Origin of the sequence: Ottowia thiooxydans, from assembly GCF_040548795.1 — a bacterium.
Taxonomy (GTDB): Bacteria; Pseudomonadota; Gammaproteobacteria; order Burkholderiales; family Burkholderiaceae_C; genus Ottowia; species Ottowia thiooxydans_A.
Genome location: NZ_JBEPSH010000016.1, coordinates 60,480 through 79,376 on the forward strand (window position 1 = coordinate 60,480; position 18,897 = coordinate 79,376).

An 18,897-nucleotide genomic window follows, 5' to 3' on the forward strand; every position below is an offset into this window, starting at 1 on the left:
TTATACAGCAATTTGATTTGGCACGCTCACGAACCTGTGAACGCACGACCACACGAACGTTCAGATGGCCTTGCTAGAACGTCACACTTCGCACTTGCGGATTCTTCAAGACTACAAGAACCTGTCGAGCAGCTTTCTGCTGTGCTTGTCCATATTGGACAAATCGCGGATGAGGTACTGCACTCCGTGCGCATCATTGACGATCAGCAGTCCTGGGCCCAGACGGCGAATGTCTTCTTCGCCTTTCAGCACGAAGCTGGTGCTGCCCCTGTCCGTATCGACCTCCCAGGTGCTGGGCGTGGCAAAGCTGGTAACGCTTTTCAGACGCTGCAGAACGGGCATGAATTCGCGCTGCTCCAGGGCTTGCGCGACCAGCGTGCGCTTGGGTTCGGGCAAGGCTGTCAGGTCTGGCACCCACGCCAGCTCATGGCCATCCATGTCCAGAAGGCTCACGCCCTCATCCGGCGCAGCGATCGGGAACGCACGCACGGCCACCAGCCCTACGTGGACTTGTCCTTGTTCATCTGTGAGAACCAGTCTGCCAAAGGCGTCCCGGTGAAGATCAAATACGGTCTTCATTCGCGCTCCTCTTTAGCAATGGGCACCGCCTCTTCCTGAACGGGTGTGGGCTCGTCAATGGCCAGCATACGTTCCCGCTCTGCTTTCTCCTGGCGCGCTTGAGCCTCGTAAAGGCGCCAATAAGCACCGCGCTGGGCGATGAGATGTTCGTGGGTGCCCTCCTCCACCTTGCGGCCTTTGTCCATGACGACCAGGCGGTCCGCCTTGCGCAAAGTGGACAGCCGGTGGGCAATGGCAATGGTGGTGCGTCCGCGCACCAGGTTGTCCAGAGCTTTCTGGATTTCGCGCTCGGTTTCTGTGTCAACGGACGCAGTGGCTTCGTCCAGAATCAGAATGCGGGGGTCTATGAGCAGCGCGCGGGCGATGGAAATGCGCTGGCGCTCACCACCCGACAGGCCCTGGCCACGTTCCCCAACCAGGGAGTCGTAACCTTGTGGCAAGCGGAGTATGAATTCGTGGGCATGCGCAGCACGCGCAGCGGCCATGATCTGGGCGCGCGTGGCGTCGGGCTTGCCATAGGCGATGTTCTCAGCAATGGTGCCGAAGAACAAAAACGGCTCTTGCAGCACGAGGCCGATGTTGCGCCGGTAATCGGCCAGACGCAGTTGGCGAATGTCGATTCCATCAATGGCTATGCTGCCTTCGGTGATGTCGTAGAACCGGCAGATCAGATTGACCAGCGTACTTTTTCCGGAGCCGCTGTGACCGACCAGACCAATCATCTGACCTGGTTTTATGTCCAGGTTCAAATCCTTGATGACCGCACGGTTGCCGTAACGGAAATGCGTGTTGCGAAGGGTGATGTGTCCTTTGACCGACGGCAGCTCGACCGGGTTGGTAGTCTCAGGCACGCTGGATACGTGGTCCAGAATCTCAAAGATGCGCTTGGCACCAGACGCGGCTTTCTGGGTCACCGAGACGATCCGGCTCATCGAATCCAGCCGAATGTAGAAGCGCCCGATATAGGCCAGAAATGCCGTCAGTACCCCCACCGTGATGCTCTGCTGGCTGACCAGCCAGATACCAAAGGCCCATACGACCAGGAGGCCAATCTCCGTGAGCAGGGTCACTGTGGGCGAAAACAGCGACCACAGCTTGTTCAGCCTGTCATTGACAGCCAGGTTATGGCGGTTGGCTTCTGCAAAACGGTGGGCTTCGCGGTCTTCCTGGGCAAACGCCTTTACCACCCGTATACCCGGAATCGTATCTGCCAGCACGTTGGTGACCTCAGACCAGACGCGGTCGATCTTCTCGAAACCGGTTCGCAAACGATCGCGAACGAAGTGGATCATCCAGCCAATAAAGGGCAAGGGGACCAGTGTGACCAGTGCCAAGGCGGGGTTGATGGTGAACAAAATGACCGCCGTCATGACGATCATCAATACATCTGTTGCGAAATCCAGCAGGTGCAACGATAGGAAAACGTTGATGCGGTCCGTCTCTGAGCCAATGCGTGCCATGAGGTCGCCTGTGCGGCGTCCGCCGAAATATTCAAGCGACAAATTCAGCAGGTGTTCATACGTTGAGGTGCGCAAATCAGCGCCAATTCGCTCGGACACCAATGACAGGATATAGGTCTTGGCCCAACCCAGCATCCAGGCCAGAACTGCCGCGCCCAACAGCCCTCCCAACAACATGCCGACCAAGTCGGTGTCGATTTTCTGACCATTCTGGAAAGGAATCAGTACCTTGTCCATCAATGGCATGGTCAGGTAGGGCGGAACCAAGGTGGCTGCCGTTGACGCCAAAGTCAGCAAAAAGGCCCCAAAAAGCTGCCATTTATAGGGTTTAGCGAACCGCCACAGTCGAAACAGCGTCCAGGTGGAAGGCGGCTTGCCTGGGTCGGAAAGCTCTTCATCCTCGCCGGGTTCTTCGAGCTCATCCGTCTCAACAAGCTCTCCGCCTGAGTGCGCAGACAACGCCGCTTCGAACTGCGCCAGCAGCCGGAGCGCTGCCGGATTGCGGCCAAGGGTGTAGCGCCACACGGCCAATTGTCCGCCCTCGTCTCGCAACTCCAGGCTTCCGACGCCAGCGTAATCGTGGTGGGTCAACGTCAGGCCAGAACGCAGGTCCCAGGATTTCCACGCTGTTTCATCCGGAAACCGCGCCATAAGCCGTTGATTTGTAATGAGTACATACCCTAGGCTGAAACGTAGTCGTTCAGACAAGTCAACTTCCAGCACAGCGCGAACGTTTTCTTCTGAACGCAGCGACAAGCCTGCAGGAGCTCTTACCGAATTAAGTGATTCAGTGGGGGTGATGGCAGTGGAAGTTTGCAGCGACATGGAATGAACAACGCATTGCCCCTGTTTGGGGGTGACCACAAAAGTTGAAAACCAGGAAAGCGAGAGCGCTCCAGATGAGGCTAATCAAGCAAGAAGAGCAAGGCAGTTCGATGGGTGGCGGATTGTATCCGTCAGCCGTCCAAGCCACGGCAGAAGAAGCGGCCGTGGGCGCCCCAGCTTCCGTCACCGAGTTTCCGGACATGGTGATCCGTCGCCTGGCGTATCTGCGTGGACCGAATATCTGGACGTACCGTCCCGTGATTGAAGCCATTGTGGATATTGGCGCACTTGAGGACCACCCGTCAAATACTCTTCCGGGTTTCTATGAGCGCCTGACCTCCTGGCTGCCTGGCCTGATAGAACACCGCTGCAGCGTCGGCCGCCGCGGCGGATTTCTGATGCGGCTGCGCGATGGCACGTGGCCTGGACATATCCTGGAACACGTGGCGCTGGAGCTGCAGACCCAGGCTGGCATGAAAACGGGTTTCGGCAAAGCCCGCATGACACCAGAGCACGGTGTCTACAAGGTGGTCATTCGCAGCCGTGATGAGGCGATTGGCAAGGCTGCTATTGAATCCGCTCTTGAGCTGGTCATGGCGGCCATCAATGATAGGCCTTACGACGTGTCGGCCACCGTGGCCCGCCTGACCGATATGGTGGACCGTATGTGCCTGGGTCCCAGCACGGCCTCCATGGTGGAAGCGGCAGGTGAACGTGGCATTCCTTTTATCCGTCTGAACGATGGCAATCTGGTGCAACTGGGCCACGGCGCAGCGCAACGCCGCATCTGGACAGCCGAAACTGACCGTACCAGCGCTATTGCCGAAGGCATCTCCCGCGACAAGGACCTCACGAAAGAGTTGCTGGCCGCATGTGGTGTCCCCGTCCCGGAGGGCCGCACCGTCGATAGCGCCGCCGAAGCCTGGGACGCTGCCGAGAGCATCGGCCTGCCCGTGGTCGTCAAACCTACGGACGGCAACCACGCCCGGGGTGTTTCCCTGAATCTGAACACGCAACAAGAAGTTGAAGAAGCTTTCGCCGCTGCGGAGAAAGAAGGCTCGGAAGTCATGGTCGAGCGCTTCATCCCCGGCCAGGAGCATCGCTTGCTGGTGGTGGGTGGCAAAGTGGTGGCAGCCACCCGCGGCGAAATCACACGCGTCAGCGGCGACGGTCGCTCCACGATGGCGCAACTGATCGAACTCCAGGTCAACTCCGACCCGCGCCGCGGACCTGAAGAGCACCTTCCACTTGACACCGTACGGGTGTATGAAAACCCAGTCACTCAATTGGAGCTGGCTCGCCAAGGCCTGACGGCTGAAAGCATCTTGCCCATTGGCCGCAGCGCCGTGGTCGAACGCACCGGCAACATGGCCAACGACGTCACTGACCGGGTGCATCCTGATGTTGCGCATCAGGTGGCATTGGCAGCACGGGTGGTCGGCCTCGACATCGCAGGCATCGATCTGGTGGTTGAAGATATCGAGAAGCCCCTGGCCCCTCAGGGCGGTGCGATTGTGGAAGTGAACGCAGGCCCCGGCTTGCTGATGCACCTCAAACCCGCCGTGGGCCGCGCGCAACCGGTCGGCGAAGCCATCGTGAAGCATTTGTTTCCAACGTCCGACTCTGGCCGAATTCCAATCGTCGGCATCGTGGGCCAGCAGGGCGACGTGCTCACAGCGCATCTGGTGTCATGGCTGTTGCAGCTCGATGGCCGAGTCACCGCCCTGGCCTGCCAGGACGGTCTCTATCTGGGCCAACGCCAGCTCTCCAAAGGCAGTGCACTGGGCTGGGAAGCTGGTGAGCGCATGCTGATCAACCGCACGGTACAGGCCGTGGTGCTGGAGACCTCTGCGCGGCACATTCTGGCTGAAGGCTTGCCCTATGACCGCTGTGCGGTTGGGGTGGTCACTGCCATGCCTTCCACCCAGGGCCTGGAAGAGTTCTACATTCGCGATGCCGATCAAATGCGGAACATCGTGCGTACCCAAATCGACGTGGTGCTGCCCAGTGGTGCCGCCGTGTTGAACGCTGATGACGCCGGCGCGCTGGATCTTGCCGATCTATGTGATGGTGAAGTCATTCTCTACAGCCTTGATGAGCACAGCGATGCCATCACAGAGCATCGGACAGGCAAGGGCCGGGCGGTGTTTGCACGAGGCTCCTCGGTGGTGCTTGCAACAGGCACCGTAGAAATGCCGCTGGTCGATCTGTCCGCACCGGCATTTTCCGCACTGATGCACGCCCAGGCTGGCGATGCGCGTTCCTGTGTATTGGCTGCAGTGGCCAGTGCCTGGGCGCTAGGTTTGTCTGCCGAACTCATTCGGGGTGGTTTGCAGCGCTATGGGGAGCCTTCAAGGGCACCTCAAGTGGTCGTGCAGTAATCCAGCCCCGAACCCGGCTTATTCAATTTTTCCAGCAGAAGAGAGTATTTCCATGCAAGTCACTCGCATACGTGCACTGCGCGGCCCTAATCTTTGGAGTCGCCATACGGCTATCGAGGCCGTCGTCACCTGCGACGAGGGTGAGCGCGATCTCCGCACCACCCCCGACTTTGAAAAGCACCTGCGCGAGCTTTTCCCATCCGTGGGAGGGCTTCATGCCAACAAGCCCAGCGTACCGATCTCCATGGCGCACGCCGTTGAGCTGACTGCCCTGGCGCTGCAGGCTAATGCTGGCTGCCCAGTGACCTTCAGCCGCACGACGGCCACTGAAGAACCGGGCGTCTTCCAGGTGGTGGTGCAATACACGGAAGAAGCTGTCGGCAAGGCTGCATTCGAGAAAGCCCAGGCGCTCTGCCAGGCGGCAGCGGAAGGTGGCCAGTTCGACGTGAACAAGGCGCTGGCAGACCTTCGTGAACTGGACGAAGACGAACGCCTGGGCCCTTCTACGGGTGCCATCGTGGATGCCGCCGTGGTGCGGGGCATACCCTTTCGCCGGCTCACCTCTGGCAGCTTGGTCCAATTGGGCTGGGGCAGCAAACAAAGGCGCATCCAGGCAGCGGAAGTGGACCGCACCAGCGCCATTGCGGAATCCATCGCCCAGGACAAGGATCTGACCAAGAAGCTTCTGCACGCAGCAGGCGTACCAGTGCCCATGGGCCGTCCGGTCTCTGATGAGCAAGACGGCTGGAACGCAGCACTCGAATTGGGTCTGCCAGTGGTGGTGAAACCGCAGGACGGCAACCAGGGCAAGGGCGTCACCGTAGGCGTGTCTGACCGTGCGCATTTCAATATTGCCTATGAGGCTGCGGTCAAGTACGGCGGCGTCATGGTGGAAACCTTCTTGCCCGGCCACGATTTCCGTTTGCTGGTGGTGGGCAATAAGCTGGTAGCAGCTTCCCGCCGCGACCCACCACTCGTCATCGGCGATGGCGTGCAGACCGTGCGACAACTGGTGGACGAAGTGAACAAGGATCCTCGCCGTGGCGATGGACATGCGTCTTCGCTGACCAAAATCCGCTTTGACACCATTGCAGAAGCCCGGCTGGCTGCGCAAAACCTCACACCCGAGTCAGTACCGGTCAAGGGTCAGCGCGTGGTGCTTCGTGCCAATGCCAATCTGTCTACCGGCGGCACAGCCACCGACGTGACCGACAGCGTGCATCCCGAAGTGGCAGCGCGTGCCATTGAAGCAGCTCAAATGACGGGGCTCGATATTTGCGGCGTCGATGTGGTTTGCGAGACCGTCATCAAACCGCTGGAAGAACAGAACGGCGGCATCGTAGAAGTCAATGCAGCACCTGGTCTGCGCATGCACATCAGCCCTTCCTTTGGCAAGGGACGTGATGTGGGTGAAGCCGTGATGTCTCATATGTACCCCGATGGGGACAACGGGCGAATTCCTGTCATTGCCGTGACAGGCACCAACGGCAAGACCACCACGGTACGTCTGACCGCTCACCTGCTGAAGGCCCAAGGCCTCAGAGTAGGTATGACCAACACCGATGGCGTGTATGTCAATGGCCGGCAGATCGATTCCGGTGACTGCTCAGGACCCCGCAGCGCCAGAAACGTGCTGATGCACCCGGACGTGGATGCGGCCGTGCTCGAAACTGCACGCGGCGGCCTGCTGCGTGAAGGTCTGGCGTTCGACCAATGCTCGGTGGCGATTGTCACCAACATGGGAGCGGGCGATCACCTTGGCTTGAATTACATCACCACGCTGGAAGACCTGGCAGTCCTCAAACGCGTGATTGTGAAGAACGTATCCGCCAGCGGCATGGCCGTGCTGAACGCCGCTGACCCCGCCGTGGCAGCCATGGCACCTCACTGCCCTGGCTCCGTTACCTTCTTCGCGCAGGACGGAACCCACCCTGTGATCGACACACACCGGGCGCAGGGCCGTCGTGTGGTCTTCATAGAGAAAGGCGACATCGTGTGCGCGGAAGGCAAGTTCGAGAAGCGTCTGCCCCTTTCTCGCGTGCCACTGACCCGCAAAGGCCAGATCGGCTTCCAGGTTGAAAACACCATGGCGTCGGTTGCGGCGGCCTGGGCGGTCAACGTGCCGTGGGAAGCCATACAAAAGGGCCTGGCCAGCTTCATCAGCGACCTTCACGGTGTGCCGGGACGCTTCAACATTTTCGACTATCGCGGCGCCACACTCATTGCTGACTACGGCCACAACCCGGACGCCATCGCGGCCCTGGTTGCGGGAGTGGAGAACATGCCGTCTCGCCGTCGGTCAGTGGTCATCAGCGGAGCTGGAGACAGGCGTGACGAAGACATTCGAGGTCAAACGCGCTTGCTGGGCGCTGCCTTTGACGACGTCATCCTCTACCAGGATGCGTGCCAGCGAGGGCGGGAAGACGGCGAAGTGCTCTCTCTCTTGCGTGACGGTCTGGTGGGCGCCAAGCGCACCAAACGTACGCAGGAGGTCCATGGTGAGTTTCTAGCCATTGACACAGCCCTGCAGATGCTGGGTAAAGGCGACCTATGCCTGATACTGATCGATCAGGTCGAAGAGGCCCTGGCCCATATTCGCAAGCGCGTGGACGAAGCCCATGTGTCCACATCAAAGCCGGGCAGTCGTCCAACCACCGCCCGACAGCAGCAACGCCGCTCCACCATGTCGTCAGCGCAGGAACTGCCCGTCGGTGCGCTACGCTAAGCCGACCTCCGGGGCTTGAGAGAGCCCCGGATAGTCTGCTGGCGCAGCCTCCAATATTCTACGGAGGGGTATTGTGCGGAAGTGGCTTGCCTTGGTAGAAAATTTTCAGGCAAGTCTGGAAATGAGATTTCTCAAGCGGAAATGGACAACTTGGCTTCTCGCACCGATCGACGATATACGTGTTTATCTGCCACGGTGAACTGAGTGGCCGGAATACCCAAATCATCAGCCACAGCTTTTTGTACGCGATCTGCAAAATCCTGCGGTGACTCCTCCTCCTGCTGCTGCATGGCTGGCAGTAATGCGATGTCGAATTTCACATAAGGCAGCATGAGAAGGCGAAGCAGCGTGTACAGACCGCCCGAGAGGAACGGATGAGCAATCACCCCAAAACTGGTGGTCAGACGCATCGCCTGCGGTATGACGGGGAATCCGCGGCTCATTAAACCAGGGTTGAACCGAAAGAGCCCTCTTCCATTATTGATGGTCATTTCGGCGGGAATGAAAAGGCAGCTATCGTCAGCCCCCTCCTTCCAGCTCTTGAACAGTGAGGCGAGCCCTCGTTTATCCTCATAAGAGATGAATCTCGCGCCGGACAGCCGTTCGAGCAGCGAAAAAATGTGAGGCTCCAGCCGGCTGCTTCCCCGCAAAGCAGTTCCTCTTAGCAAGATAGGACGTCCGGCATCCAGGGTCGCAAGTGCGTCCAACATGGAAATGTGGTTAGACACGATAACAGTGCGTGCGCTTACGCGGGCTATTTCGGCGCGGCTTTTGTTTCGACTGACCCTGATCCCCAGAAAGCCACGCAACAGCCTGAAAGAGAAACTCCGGCCACGTTCCGGCACCACAAAGGACACCAAGGCGAACAAGACAATCAGCGCCGCTCTGGCGATCAGCACGAGAATGCCAACAGGGAAATACAGAGCCAACTTCCAGTTGAAAATCTGTGCTTGATCTGAGAGACAAATATCTGAAATGTGGATTTCTTTACGCATTTGTCTCAGCGTGGACCCGCGCTGCCTTGCTCATGAATTTTCTATTGGGCTCACGAAGCATCTGGTTGTATTGCTCACGATTCAGGTCAAATCTCACCAACTGGCCAAATGCACCACTTACCAGCTTTTCATTGATACCAAAAAAAGCTTTAGTCACCGAAAGCGCATTTTTGTTTTCCGGGTGCACAGTCGCGTAAAGCGAGTCAAACCCTATTTTCTCAAACCCGTACTCCAAGGTAAGGCAGTAGCTTAACGGGATCATTCTGGAACGCCAAAATTGCTGCAGGAATCGCCCTCCGTAGTCTATTTCTCCATTCACCTCCTGGAAACCTATATAACCCGCGAACTTATTGTCATCACGCCTGGCAATCACGAATCTTGACCAACCGCGCGTCGAAATTTCCTTCCGAAATCGATCTACTTCAGCTTCGGCACGCGCTCGTGCTCTGGGATGTCCATCAGCGATGTATTTCATCGCAGTGGGATCAGCCACCAGCTCCGCATATCCATCAATATCAGCATCCGACCAGTTGCGAATGACAACCGACCCAAAATCCTGAAAAATATTCCTGGATTTTTCGTCAGTCAATAGAGATGGATTATTTTCAATCATGGCTTGGAACTGCTATACAGCAAATGATTTCGAACAGACGCAGAAACTAGTGGCTCGGTGATAACCCCTCAACATCGGGCGTGATGGGGCGACGGTGTGGAGGTGACCTGGCGGTCATCTGCAGGTCGCCGAGGCCGCTCGGAAGTCACTTCAGCAGGTCTCATGATGGGGGTGCAAAATGACAGTTCTTCCCGGTCAGCATAGGTCGCGTTATTTCCCTTCATTCTTGCAAACACAAGCTTGATTCGCTGTTGGTCATCCTGAAGCGAATCGACCCCCAAATAGCCTTTTTGCACGAAGACTTGCTGACGTTCCCAGTCACTGACCTCGATCAACTGCCTGGTTTGCTCATCCACAATCCCGGGGTTGGACAAGTTCACTCTGAAGAGGTGTCTTTTAAGTCCTGACAACTCTCCCACCCAGCCAATCCTCAAGCCTTCACTCATGAGGTTGTGTCGGCTAGCATGGTTGCGAAGTGAAGCCATGGCGATGCAAATGTCCCGCCCCTGCGCACGGGCCAAAGCAATGCGTTCTCTGAGGAGCCACCGCTGAAACTTCCGGCCGCGGTATTGCCCATTGACCATGCAACTGGCCAAAATGGCCGTTCGCGCAAGCGAAGCTTCATCTTCGCCCAGGAAATGGCCCAAGTGCTCGGGATCCTGGGGGTCAGGAAGCCCCAGCATGCCATAGGCAATCAGCTGCTCACTGTCAAAGATACCTAAAGTCTCGCCCTGTCCGCTCCCTCCGACGTGGGTGCGTACAAATTCGGCTTCATCTGGCTCCCTGGAATAGAGGTCTGGATCATCCACGCCGGCGAGCACGTCCGCCCGCAGCGCGAGTAGCGCTGAAATGTCTTCAGATGTCAGCAAGCGCATCCTGAGCGTTTCTTGTGACATCAGGCTGGATGGCTTGAGCTTTTCATATGCGCTTAAGTACAACTGATGCGCGCTTACTTCAGGAAGTCCAATTCGACTCCGCGGCCCTCGAGTTGGGCACGCAAGGCCGTCCGAGCCCGCGACAGGCGGCTGCGCACTGTGCCTACTGGTACCGTCAGCAATACAGCGGCGTCTTCGTATGAAAGTTCATCGACTGCCACCATCAAAAGAACTTCCCGCATCCTCGGTGGCAATTCTTCCAAGGCCTCGGCCAAAGCGCTCAGTTGCTGGGCCTGTTCCGCCTGTGCCTCTGGATCGAGCTCTTGAGAAGGCGTAAACTCCAGCTCGGAATCGTCTGTGAACTCATAGCGCCTGCTGGGCGCACGAGATAAATGGTTGCGAACCAGATTCATCGCGATACCGTAGAGCCATGTAGACAACTCAGACTCACCGCGAAAGCGTTCAAAGGAGCGTACTGCCTCGGAAAAGGCCTGCTGAGTCAGGTCCTCAGCATCGTCGTGATTGCCGATATTCTTGATAATGAAACGATGCAATCTTGTCCAATGCTCCTTGACCAGGTCGCGAAACAGAACTTCGGCGTCAACGCCATCTACATCATGGTTGCGCTCCAACGACATTACTATCGCTTCCTTTCGCCAACACGGTTGCGTACTCAAGTAGAACAAAAGCTACCGAAGCAAGCGGCAACTTACATTTTGCGGCATCCTGTCCGCCAGTGTGACAGAAAGTGAGTTGTAATCGGCTAGCAAGCTTGGTTTTTTTGGAAGTTTTTGATAAAAAAGAAAACGGAACCATCCTGCCCAGCCGGTTACTTACGTAGTAGTACTTGCTTTTCATCTCACACAATTAAAGAAGACCTGCCGTGGCCATTGAAAATTCATCCCCTGCGTTCGGCAACGCGCTGCCGCCCCTTGATGCATTCAGCTCTGCCGCGCGATCGAATGAGTCCATTAAGCTGACTCTGGATGGCGAACGATGGCAGGTCCAGGGCACTGGGGTGCTTCCCGGCAGCGGCCGTCAGGTTGCCTGGGTCAAGCCAGATAGTGATCAGGTAGACACCACTTCTGCGTTTGTGCAGGCTCTGGGGCAATCATTTTCTGCAGGCATCAGCCGCGCAGTTGCCCGTGAACTGGATTTGAGTCCAGCGCCAGGAAAAGCCTTGTCGTCGCGCAAGGTGGAACAGGCAGTCGACATGGCGCAGCACAGTCAACAAGCGTTGTCTGGCGTAGATTTTTTTACCCGGCTGCAGTTTTCCGCCAGTTCAGGTGGATCTGAATTTAAACGGGTCAGTGCACAAGAAGGCATCACCGGAAAACTTCCAACGGACGTCCTTGCGCGCCTTGATCAAATACTCGATCAGAAATTCTCGGACGCTGTCAAAACTGGCGCCTCACCCGTGGCCTATCGCGACGCTGAGAATTGGCTCAAGGAAGCTTTGGCTTCTCTAAACTAAGGGATCCGCCTGCTTGCCTCCATTGCTCAGCGACATCACCAGAGTCAATACATTGCGGTTGTCTTGGCGAGCATACTGGAGAGACTTCAAATAGTGGCGCATCAACCGCAACCCATGTCCACCCAGGTCGGTATCTTCAAGCGACTCCGCGAGCGGCTTTGATTCCGCCCCCGTGGGGTCGAAGAATCTACCTTGGTCCTCGATACGCAAGACTATTTCGCCAGGCAAATGCCGGCAGATCAGACGGATAGTGGCCTCTTCAACGTCATCTTCGTTGCCCGCGTGGGCCACTATGTTCGTCAAAGCCTCATCTGCGCTCAAGATCAATCCGAACACTGCCCGCTCTGGCCATTCATGTTGCGTCGCCAAGCCGCGCAGCCAATCCAGAGCTACCTCGATCTGTTCAAGCTGAGGCTTGATCGCAAGGGCATGCGTATCTGAGCAGGGGTTTGGGAATTGCATCATGGCAGGCAAGCCGCAATATCTCAGCAGAGCGGTATCATATTGAGACTCGGTAAATTGCCGTGGACGATACCTCGATCTATACGCTTACCCATGATTGCCCATGAAGCCATTGCCAACGTTCGCCTCGTGAGCTTCACAGGCCAGCTCAATAGCGGCAACGCCGCGAGTGCAGAAAATGACATAGTAGGGTTAATCGCGCAAGGTGACCGTCAATTGGTGCTGGATTTCACCAACCTGGACTACATCTCCAGCGCTGGTCTGCGTGTTGTGCTTGTCGCAGCCAAACGCCTGAAGCCCGAAGGTGGTCATATGGTGATCTTCGGAATGCAACCCCAAGTTCGCGAGATCTTTGAGATCAGCGGTTTCTTGAATATCTTGCACGTCGTGGAGACTCGCGAACAAGCTATTGCTCGCTTTGAATCGTAGGCTGTTAACTTTAACGCCGCTTTGTGCTCCGTCGATGAGATGGTAGTCGCCGAAGGGCGCAAAGAACCAAGAATAGAGCACCCACACCACGCCAAGCAGTTGGGGGTCACACCCGCTGCATTACATGGCGTTGGAGCTGGCTTGCCTGGTCAGACGTCTGCTCCGATAAGCGCCGCTCCCATACTTCAAGGCTGCTTAACATGCCTTCAACTTTAGCTAGCATTTGAGAAGCACTGTCTTCGGATAGAGAGACTTCGTGTTGCAGGTAGATTTGCCCCTGATCGTCCTGCGAGAACCAACCTCCGCCCGCGCCAGCGCCCCAAAGATTCGCCTGTAGAAGCAGGCGCCCAGTGGCGTCTGGCCATGGTGAGCCGCTTCGACCAACTCGGCTGGACAACAGCATTCGTCCCTGCGCGCTGGAAGTGCGCAGTTCAAACATTTTTTGACCATCAAATACCAGTCGGCAACAGCCATCCTGGTCAAATGCCAAACCTTGGATCCCCAGCTTCTCGCCGAAGGAACTCAAAACACTACCAAATGAACTCATATCGGCGCCTCATTGCATTAGCCACCCCCAAAAAACTCGACTTCTGGGTGTTGCCTGTGCATCATTGCATCAGGGTTTCTTTTCAACCCTACACCGTTGGTATCAACCGGATTTTTGAACGATGCTCTTCAAAACATCGCCCAATTCCTTGTTAATGGTGCTCTGCAACTGAATCATCATGCTCCATTTTTGCAGACCAACCTGCATATCGAGCAGGTCTGTTTGGGTTGGATTGGGACCCAGGCCAGCGATCTTGGCATTCAAAGTGGCCTCAGCGTTGGTCAGCACTGTTCCCATCGTCTCGGCAATAAAAGCGAAATTAATTCCATTGCTTGATGCAGCCATACGATCGATCTCCGTGGTTAATCGACTACTAACTTAAGAACGCTTGCTTGGCTGCATTCTCGCAGCATGCTCGACTGAATGCGCAGCGATTACCAAAATTTCTTTGGCCGAGCTACACGCGTTCAGAACTGCGTTCAATTGATTGAACTCAGAAGAAGTCGCACCAGCGCTCAGGGCGCGACGGGTTTTCTGGGTCAGGGCCTCAACCTGAGTACCTGCCCGCGCCAACGCGTCCCGCGCCTGATCCGAGCCGGCATTCAGCGCGGCCTCAAGATCACTCACAGGGCCCAGGTCAGTTGTCTGGGCTTCACGGCCAGGCAAACCAATTTGCCCTGGCGTCAATTTTTCGGCTTTGTCGGACATGTCAAAACAACTTTCGATGGTAATTATTAGGGCGACCTACGGAAATCCACACCTCACCTAGCCACCACCAGACGCCGGGGTGAGTCAAACACCAGTACGTCAGGCTCAATGGACTGCAGTCGCCAACCGGCATACGCCCCCCCTGGCAGCAATTTGTCTCCTCCTTGCAGGATCAGATAGGGGACGTCCCCTCCCACCACACTCCTGATTGGAAAAGGCGCCTTGCCCCGGTCGGACAAACTCGCCACGACCACAGTCTGGGGCATGACTCGCAGGGGTAAGCCTGGAAAGCGCTCAGCCAAAGCCAGCAGCGTATTTTCAAAGCGCACCCGTGCACCATCAGGCAACGAAAGCGTTGCAACAATCTGGCTACCGTCCCAACGGGCCTTGGCATCGTTGAACCCGGCAGCCCCCAAAGCAGAGCGAACATCCGGAGCCATGGTTTCCGCCAGACGCAGACTATCGTCCAGCTCCAAGCCTGCAGGCAGGAGGGGCCGCACGGCAGAAAGCACTTCTGCTCGGGCTGCCTGGGTCAGCACTATGCCCCGAATGCGGACCTTTCCTGGATCACCTGCTGAAAAATCAATATGGGGATAACTTCCAGCCAATTGGGCTCGCAGTTCAGTTTGGACATCGTTTGCCACCAGCACCCGCATCAAAGGCGCTGGTCGCCTTGAGCCCAGGGCGTCCGCCAGCCTATCGAGTTGCGCTACGGACTCAACCCACCCGCTCACCCGAACTTGTCCGTCCTTCTGAGGCGTGAATTGAAGCCGCAACGCAGGGTCAACACGGGCTATAACGAGTTTCAATTCAGAGATCTGCCCTTGGGCCTGCTCCGTCAGGTCCACCCCGACAGCCTCGGACACCTTGGGCTGAGTTTGAGGTTCGCGCGCCCAGCGCTCCGAGATCAACGCGGCCAACCCCAACGCGGCAAGTATCAGGAAGATAGCCGCACCAACCCAGAGGACAGCACGCATCCCGGACCGAGTGGCCGGGCGAGCCTCTCCCGGCGCGGCAATGAGTGCTGTAGCCGGCTCAAACTGAGGTTCATCGTCTCCCGACAAAGGTTGGAGCGAGCCGGCACCTGAGCCCGTATCGTCTGCCTGGGCCTCAACGCCCAATGATGGCGCAAGCTTGGCTGCGGGTAGTTTCGGCCAGTCGGCGTGGGAAGGGCTGACACACAAGGCCAATCCACCCCAATAGCCCGGATCGCCTATTCTGGGGGCATCAGTCCAAGCCTGTTCGTCTGGATCCAAGTCTGCTGATGTCAACAGCCAATGGGAATCGCCACGCAGATGCAAACGAGCCAAGCCCGCTGCGTAATCCAAATCCGTCAGGATGATGTCGGCCTCGTCGACAATGCCCACTGAGAGACCCGGGCGTGCGATCGCAGAGGCACCCGCGTGGCGCCCGCTCAGCACGCGCAGTTCCAGCACCAGAGCTTCCCGCATCACGGCAACCACCCTCTTCGCAGCGCAGTGCGGTGGCTACAGACAGCCTCACGCAATTTTTCGCTGCGGACAAGAGCCCATGCGACTGCGTTCACAGATCGACCCTTGCCAAAGGTTGAATGTTGATCTCTTGAGTCAATTCCTGATAGCTGAGCACCGGAAGCTCATACAAGTCCTGCTCGATCATCTTGCGCATGTACCGGCGGATGTCCATGGATGTCAACAATACAGGCCGCTGGGCCGTGGCGGCCAAATCACCAACGGTTTTCTTGATGTTTTCCACAAGCCGTTTGGTCACTGCTGGATCAAGCGAGAGGTAACTGCCTGCTGACGTCTGGCGGATGGCGCCCCGGACCTGGTCTTCTATATTAGGTGCGAGCAGATAGGCAGGCAGGACATTCTGGCCGCTTGAGTGCTTATAGCTGATCTGGCGCTTGAGCGTGGAGCGCACGTACTCGGTAAGCAGTACTGAATCTTTCTCTTTCTGGCCCCATTCGATCAGAGACTCCAGGATCGCGCGCAAGTTGCGCACGGACACGTCCTCCGACACCAGGCGCTGCAATATCTCAGCGATCTTCTGGATAGGCAGAACCCTGGTAGCTTCCTTGACCAGATCAGGGAAACGAGCTTCCATGGATCCGAGCAAAAATCGGGTCTCTTGTATGCCGATGAAATCCGAAGAATATTTTTTCAGCACGAAGGCCAGGTGATAGGCCAGAACCTGGCTGGAATCCATGAAGGAAATGCCAGAATTGGTGAGCGTCTCCCTCAGTTCATCCTTGATCCACAGGGTGGGTATATGTGGAAGAAAGTCGCGATCAGATTCGTACTCGATCTGCATGGCATCGAGGTTTTGCGCTCTCTCACGTGCCAGCAACCAGCCATGTCGCAGACGCCCTTGTGAGACAGGCACTTCGGACAACAGAATGTTATAGCTCTCAGGCGGAAGTGCTTCATTGAAGCGAAGCTGAATGCCGGGAAATGGAACACCGAGATCGAAGTAGAGCGCACGACGAATTTTCAGCAGTTCGTCGTTCAAGGTCTCCGAGTCAAAGCTGTTTCGCAGTCCTGACGCCACGTCCATCAACAGCGGAACAGTAGGAGCGAACTCATCGCTGCCATCTCCTTTGGGCTTGCGCGGCTTCTCCCCTGCGGCCTGCAGCGCAGGCACTTCCGTGACCTCACCGGTTTTCTCGTCCACCACTCGTCGCATACCGCGAATCAGGACAAATCCTATGGTTCCCGTGACGGCTGCCAGAATGGCGAACACAGGAAATGGCATTCCCGGAATCAGCCCGAGACCAAGCGCCACAGCAGAAGCAATCAGCAACGCACGAGGCTGAGCCAGCACTTGCGAGCCAATGTCGCGCCCGACGTTGGAAGGTTCGTCGCCTGTCTGCACGCGGGTCACGATCATGCCCGCGCAGATGGCAATGAACAGCGCGGGAATTTGCGCGATCAGTCCGTCGCCAATGGTCAGAATCGAATAGGTTCTGGTGGCGTCGGCAGCCGTCATACCGCGCTGCATGGTACCGATAACGATTCCGCCGAGCAAATTGACCGCCACGATGATCAGACCCGCAATGGCGTCACCCTTGACGAATTTCATGGCGCCGTCCATGGCACCGTACAGTTGGCTTTCTTTCTCGACCACGCCACGGCGGCGCTTGGCTTCTTCCATGTCGATGGTGCCGGCGCGCATATCCCCGTCGATGGACATTTGCTTGCCCGGCATGGCGTCAAGAGAGAATCGGGCTGCGACCTCGGCAACACGCTCCGCACCTTTGGTAATGACCACGAACTGCACAATGGTCAAGATCAGGAACACCACCAGGCCAACGACCAGGTTACCGCCGACCACGAAATTGCCGAAGGTGGTGATGATGTGACCCGCGTCACCCTGAAGCAGAATCAATCGGGTGGTTGCAATCGAGATTCCCAGACGAAACAGCGTGGTAATCAGCAGTACCGATGGGAAGGAAGAAAACGCAAGCGGTGACGGCAAGTACATGGCCACCATCAGCAAGATGGCCGAAATGGTCATGTTGGTGCCAATCAGCATGTCCACCAACCACGTCGGCAATGGAAGGATCATCATGAAGATGACTGCTACCAGAAAGAACGCCAGGACAAGGTCATTCCGGCTGGTTGCCAACTGCACAGCGCGCTGCAAGCGCGCAAAGGGAACTGAGGGAGTGGAGGTGGCGCTACTTCGCATTGCGCTCAGTTTACTGTGGCAGGACCACTGTTTTTCTGTGAAGTGCGTAAAGCCAGGTGGGCTTTCATGGCGCCTGCGGCCTCCGCCATCCGACCCAAAGCATGAAAGGCTTGCGCACGCACAAGATGAAATGCTGCGTCGACGGCACCTATCAGCGCCAATCTCTCCAGCGTTTCGAGTGCGCGCTCTGGCTTGCCCGCTCGAACCTGGGCCAGCGCCAGAGTCAGCAACGTAGACCGGTTGTCGGGCGAGAGCAGGTCACGAGCGGAAAGGAGCACTGCTGCCTTGTCTGGCAAGCCATGGCGCAGATAGATGTAACTTAGCAAGTCCATCAACTCAAGCTGGGAGGCAGAAATACCTTTGGCGGCCAGCTCATCCAATGGATCGGTGATGTCTGAGTTCATCAGGAGAAGGGAATTCAGGGAATGTGGCTGGCTTCAGCGCTATTGGGGCGGGCAGTACTATCTAGCCCTGATAGAGCACGCTGCGGTACATCTGTACCAAGCCTCTCATATCCCGTTCGGTACCGAGCAATCTCACGGCCCGTTGCATGACACGCTTGTCTTCTGGCGACAGAGTTTCATCAGACCTGTTGGGTTCATCCTGACACTTGGCAGACAGGGCGGCGTGCACGCCATCGAGCGCAGTCTGAAACCGGCTGGGCACAAGCAGATCTCGATTTTCCAATCTTGGACGAATAGCTTCTTCCAGGAAGTCTTCCAACGTAGGCTGAGCCAGCAGACTTTCCAGCTGGGGCCGCCCTCCGAGTTCCGAGGGCGCCTCTTCGCGGCGCTGAGGCAAGCCTTGCGTTTCCCCGGAGCGGACAAAGGTGACCAGATCAATGCCACGGTCAAACGCAATATGGGGACCTACATGATTGTCTGCCATTTTCCGATTCTCCTTGATTGACACCCAACGCCGAACACGACGAAGACAGCAGCTCAAAAGTGTAGGCGATAGCGAATGGGCCTACGAAAACCGATTCCAATGACTAGGGCGTGTTAACACTAAATTCACCCCCGCGCCGGCTTTTTCCGGATCGTAGTGCAAGACGCGCCGCGCAGCCAAGGTGCGATCCTTGGCAAGAGGCGCAACGCAGCAATACGGCCCGGAAAAAACTGGCCCGAAGGGTGAGGCACTGGCAAACCGCACTCT

At 57.1% G+C, this 18,897-nt stretch carries 18 protein-coding genes; 4 read left to right on the forward strand and 14 right to left on the reverse strand.

Annotated features, from left to right (window positions below; translation table 11 throughout):
* Positions 1 to 111: 111 nt before the first annotated feature.
* Together ABIE13_RS26620 and ABIE13_RS26625 are read right to left on the reverse strand one after the other, a co-directional pair.
* Positions 112 to 579, reverse strand: coding sequence for a DUF1854 domain-containing protein (locus tag ABIE13_RS26620; protein ID WP_354449178.1), 468 nt, complete (start codon positions 577 to 579; stop codon positions 112 to 114).
* Positions 576 to 2,864, reverse strand: coding sequence for an ABC transporter ATP-binding protein (locus ABIE13_RS26625; RefSeq protein WP_354449179.1), 2,289 nt, complete (start codon positions 2,862 to 2,864; stop codon positions 576 to 578). Before ABIE13_RS26625 ends, ABIE13_RS26620 begins: the two co-directional genes overlap by 4 nt.
* Positions 2,865 to 2,974: 110 nt before the next feature.
* Between ABIE13_RS26625 and cphA (ABIE13_RS26630) the strand changes: the two genes are divergently transcribed.
* Positions 2,975 to 5,245 (forward strand): cyanophycin synthetase, encoded by a 2,271-nt coding sequence (gene cphA / locus ABIE13_RS26630; protein WP_436278492.1) that lies wholly within the window; start codon positions 2,975 to 2,977, stop codon positions 5,243 to 5,245.
* Between the two features lie 52 nt (positions 5,246 to 5,297).
* A complete protein-coding gene (gene cphA / locus ABIE13_RS26635; RefSeq protein WP_354449181.1) occupies positions 5,298 to 7,970 on the forward strand; it encodes a cyanophycin synthetase in 2,673 nt (890 codons plus the stop codon).
* Positions 7,971 to 8,101: 131 nt separating this feature from the next.
* On the opposite strand, the gene ABIE13_RS26640 is transcribed toward cphA (ABIE13_RS26635), so the two are convergent.
* From ABIE13_RS26640 to ABIE13_RS26655, 4 genes are all read right to left on the reverse strand, one after another.
* Positions 8,102 to 8,965, reverse strand: coding sequence for a hypothetical protein (locus ABIE13_RS26640; protein WP_354449183.1), 864 nt, complete (start codon positions 8,963 to 8,965; stop codon positions 8,102 to 8,104).
* Positions 8,958 to 9,578 (reverse strand): GNAT family N-acetyltransferase, encoded by a 621-nt coding sequence (locus ABIE13_RS26645; protein WP_354449184.1) that lies wholly within the window; start codon positions 9,576 to 9,578, stop codon positions 8,958 to 8,960. The genes ABIE13_RS26640 and ABIE13_RS26645 overlap by 8 nt, the downstream gene beginning before the upstream one ends.
* Before the next feature lie 68 nt (positions 9,579 to 9,646).
* Entirely contained in the window at positions 9,647 to 10,474 is an 828-nt protein-coding gene (locus tag ABIE13_RS26650; protein ID WP_354449186.1) for a hypothetical protein, read from the reverse strand.
* Positions 10,475 to 10,527: 53 nt separating this feature from the next.
* Positions 10,528 to 11,091, reverse strand: coding sequence for an RNA polymerase sigma factor (locus ABIE13_RS26655; RefSeq protein WP_354449188.1), 564 nt, complete (start codon positions 11,089 to 11,091; stop codon positions 10,528 to 10,530).
* A gap of 245 nt (positions 11,092 to 11,336) precedes the next feature.
* On the opposite strand from ABIE13_RS26655, the gene ABIE13_RS26660 reads away from it, so the two are divergent.
* Positions 11,337 to 11,927 (forward strand): hypothetical protein, encoded by a 591-nt coding sequence (locus tag ABIE13_RS26660; protein ID WP_354449190.1) that lies wholly within the window; start codon positions 11,337 to 11,339, stop codon positions 11,925 to 11,927.
* Here ABIE13_RS26660 and ABIE13_RS26665 read toward each other — a convergent pair.
* A complete protein-coding gene (locus tag ABIE13_RS26665; protein ID WP_354449192.1) occupies positions 11,919 to 12,392 on the reverse strand; it encodes an ATP-binding protein in 474 nt (157 codons plus the stop codon). The genes ABIE13_RS26660 and ABIE13_RS26665 overlap by 9 nt on opposite strands.
* Before the next feature lie 90 nt (positions 12,393 to 12,482).
* Between ABIE13_RS26665 and ABIE13_RS26670 the strand changes: the two genes are divergently transcribed.
* A complete protein-coding gene (locus ABIE13_RS26670; RefSeq protein WP_354449194.1) occupies positions 12,483 to 12,818 on the forward strand; it encodes an STAS domain-containing protein in 336 nt (111 codons plus the stop codon).
* A 106-nt stretch (positions 12,819 to 12,924) separates the two neighbouring features.
* Here ABIE13_RS26670 and ABIE13_RS26675 read toward each other — a convergent pair whose 3' ends face one another.
* From ABIE13_RS26675 to ABIE13_RS26705, 7 genes are all read right to left on the reverse strand, one after another.
* Positions 12,925 to 13,365, reverse strand: coding sequence for a type III secretion system chaperone (locus tag ABIE13_RS26675; RefSeq protein ID WP_354449196.1), 441 nt, complete (start codon positions 13,363 to 13,365; stop codon positions 12,925 to 12,927).
* Between the two features lie 102 nt (positions 13,366 to 13,467).
* Positions 13,468 to 13,710, reverse strand: a complete 243-nt coding sequence (locus ABIE13_RS26680) for an EscF/YscF/HrpA family type III secretion system needle major subunit (protein ID WP_354449198.1) — start codon at positions 13,708 to 13,710, stop codon at positions 13,468 to 13,470.
* Between the two features lie 33 nt (positions 13,711 to 13,743).
* Complete coding sequence (locus tag ABIE13_RS26685; protein ID WP_354449200.1) at positions 13,744 to 14,073, reverse strand: hypothetical protein; 330 nt, start codon at positions 14,071 to 14,073, stop codon at positions 13,744 to 13,746.
* Positions 14,074 to 14,126: 53 nt separating this feature from the next.
* Positions 14,127 to 15,524, reverse strand: a complete 1,398-nt coding sequence (gene sctD / locus ABIE13_RS26690) for a type III secretion system inner membrane ring subunit SctD (protein ID WP_354449215.1) — start codon at positions 15,522 to 15,524, stop codon at positions 14,127 to 14,129.
* A gap of 91 nt (positions 15,525 to 15,615) precedes the next feature.
* Positions 15,616 to 17,742: a type III secretion system export apparatus subunit SctV gene (sctV, locus tag ABIE13_RS26695; protein ID WP_354449202.1), complete on the reverse strand. Its 2,127-nt coding sequence runs from the start codon at positions 17,740 to 17,742 to the stop codon at positions 15,616 to 15,618.
* 5 nt (positions 17,743 to 17,747) lie between these two features.
* A complete protein-coding gene (locus tag ABIE13_RS26700) occupies positions 17,748 to 18,146 on the reverse strand; it encodes a tetratricopeptide repeat protein (RefSeq protein ID WP_354449204.1) in 399 nt (132 codons plus the stop codon).
* Positions 18,147 to 18,207: 61 nt separating this feature from the next.
* Positions 18,208 to 18,630: a hypothetical protein gene (locus tag ABIE13_RS26705; RefSeq protein ID WP_354449206.1), complete on the reverse strand. Its 423-nt coding sequence runs from the start codon at positions 18,628 to 18,630 to the stop codon at positions 18,208 to 18,210.
* Positions 18,631 to 18,897: the final 267 nt, after the last annotated feature.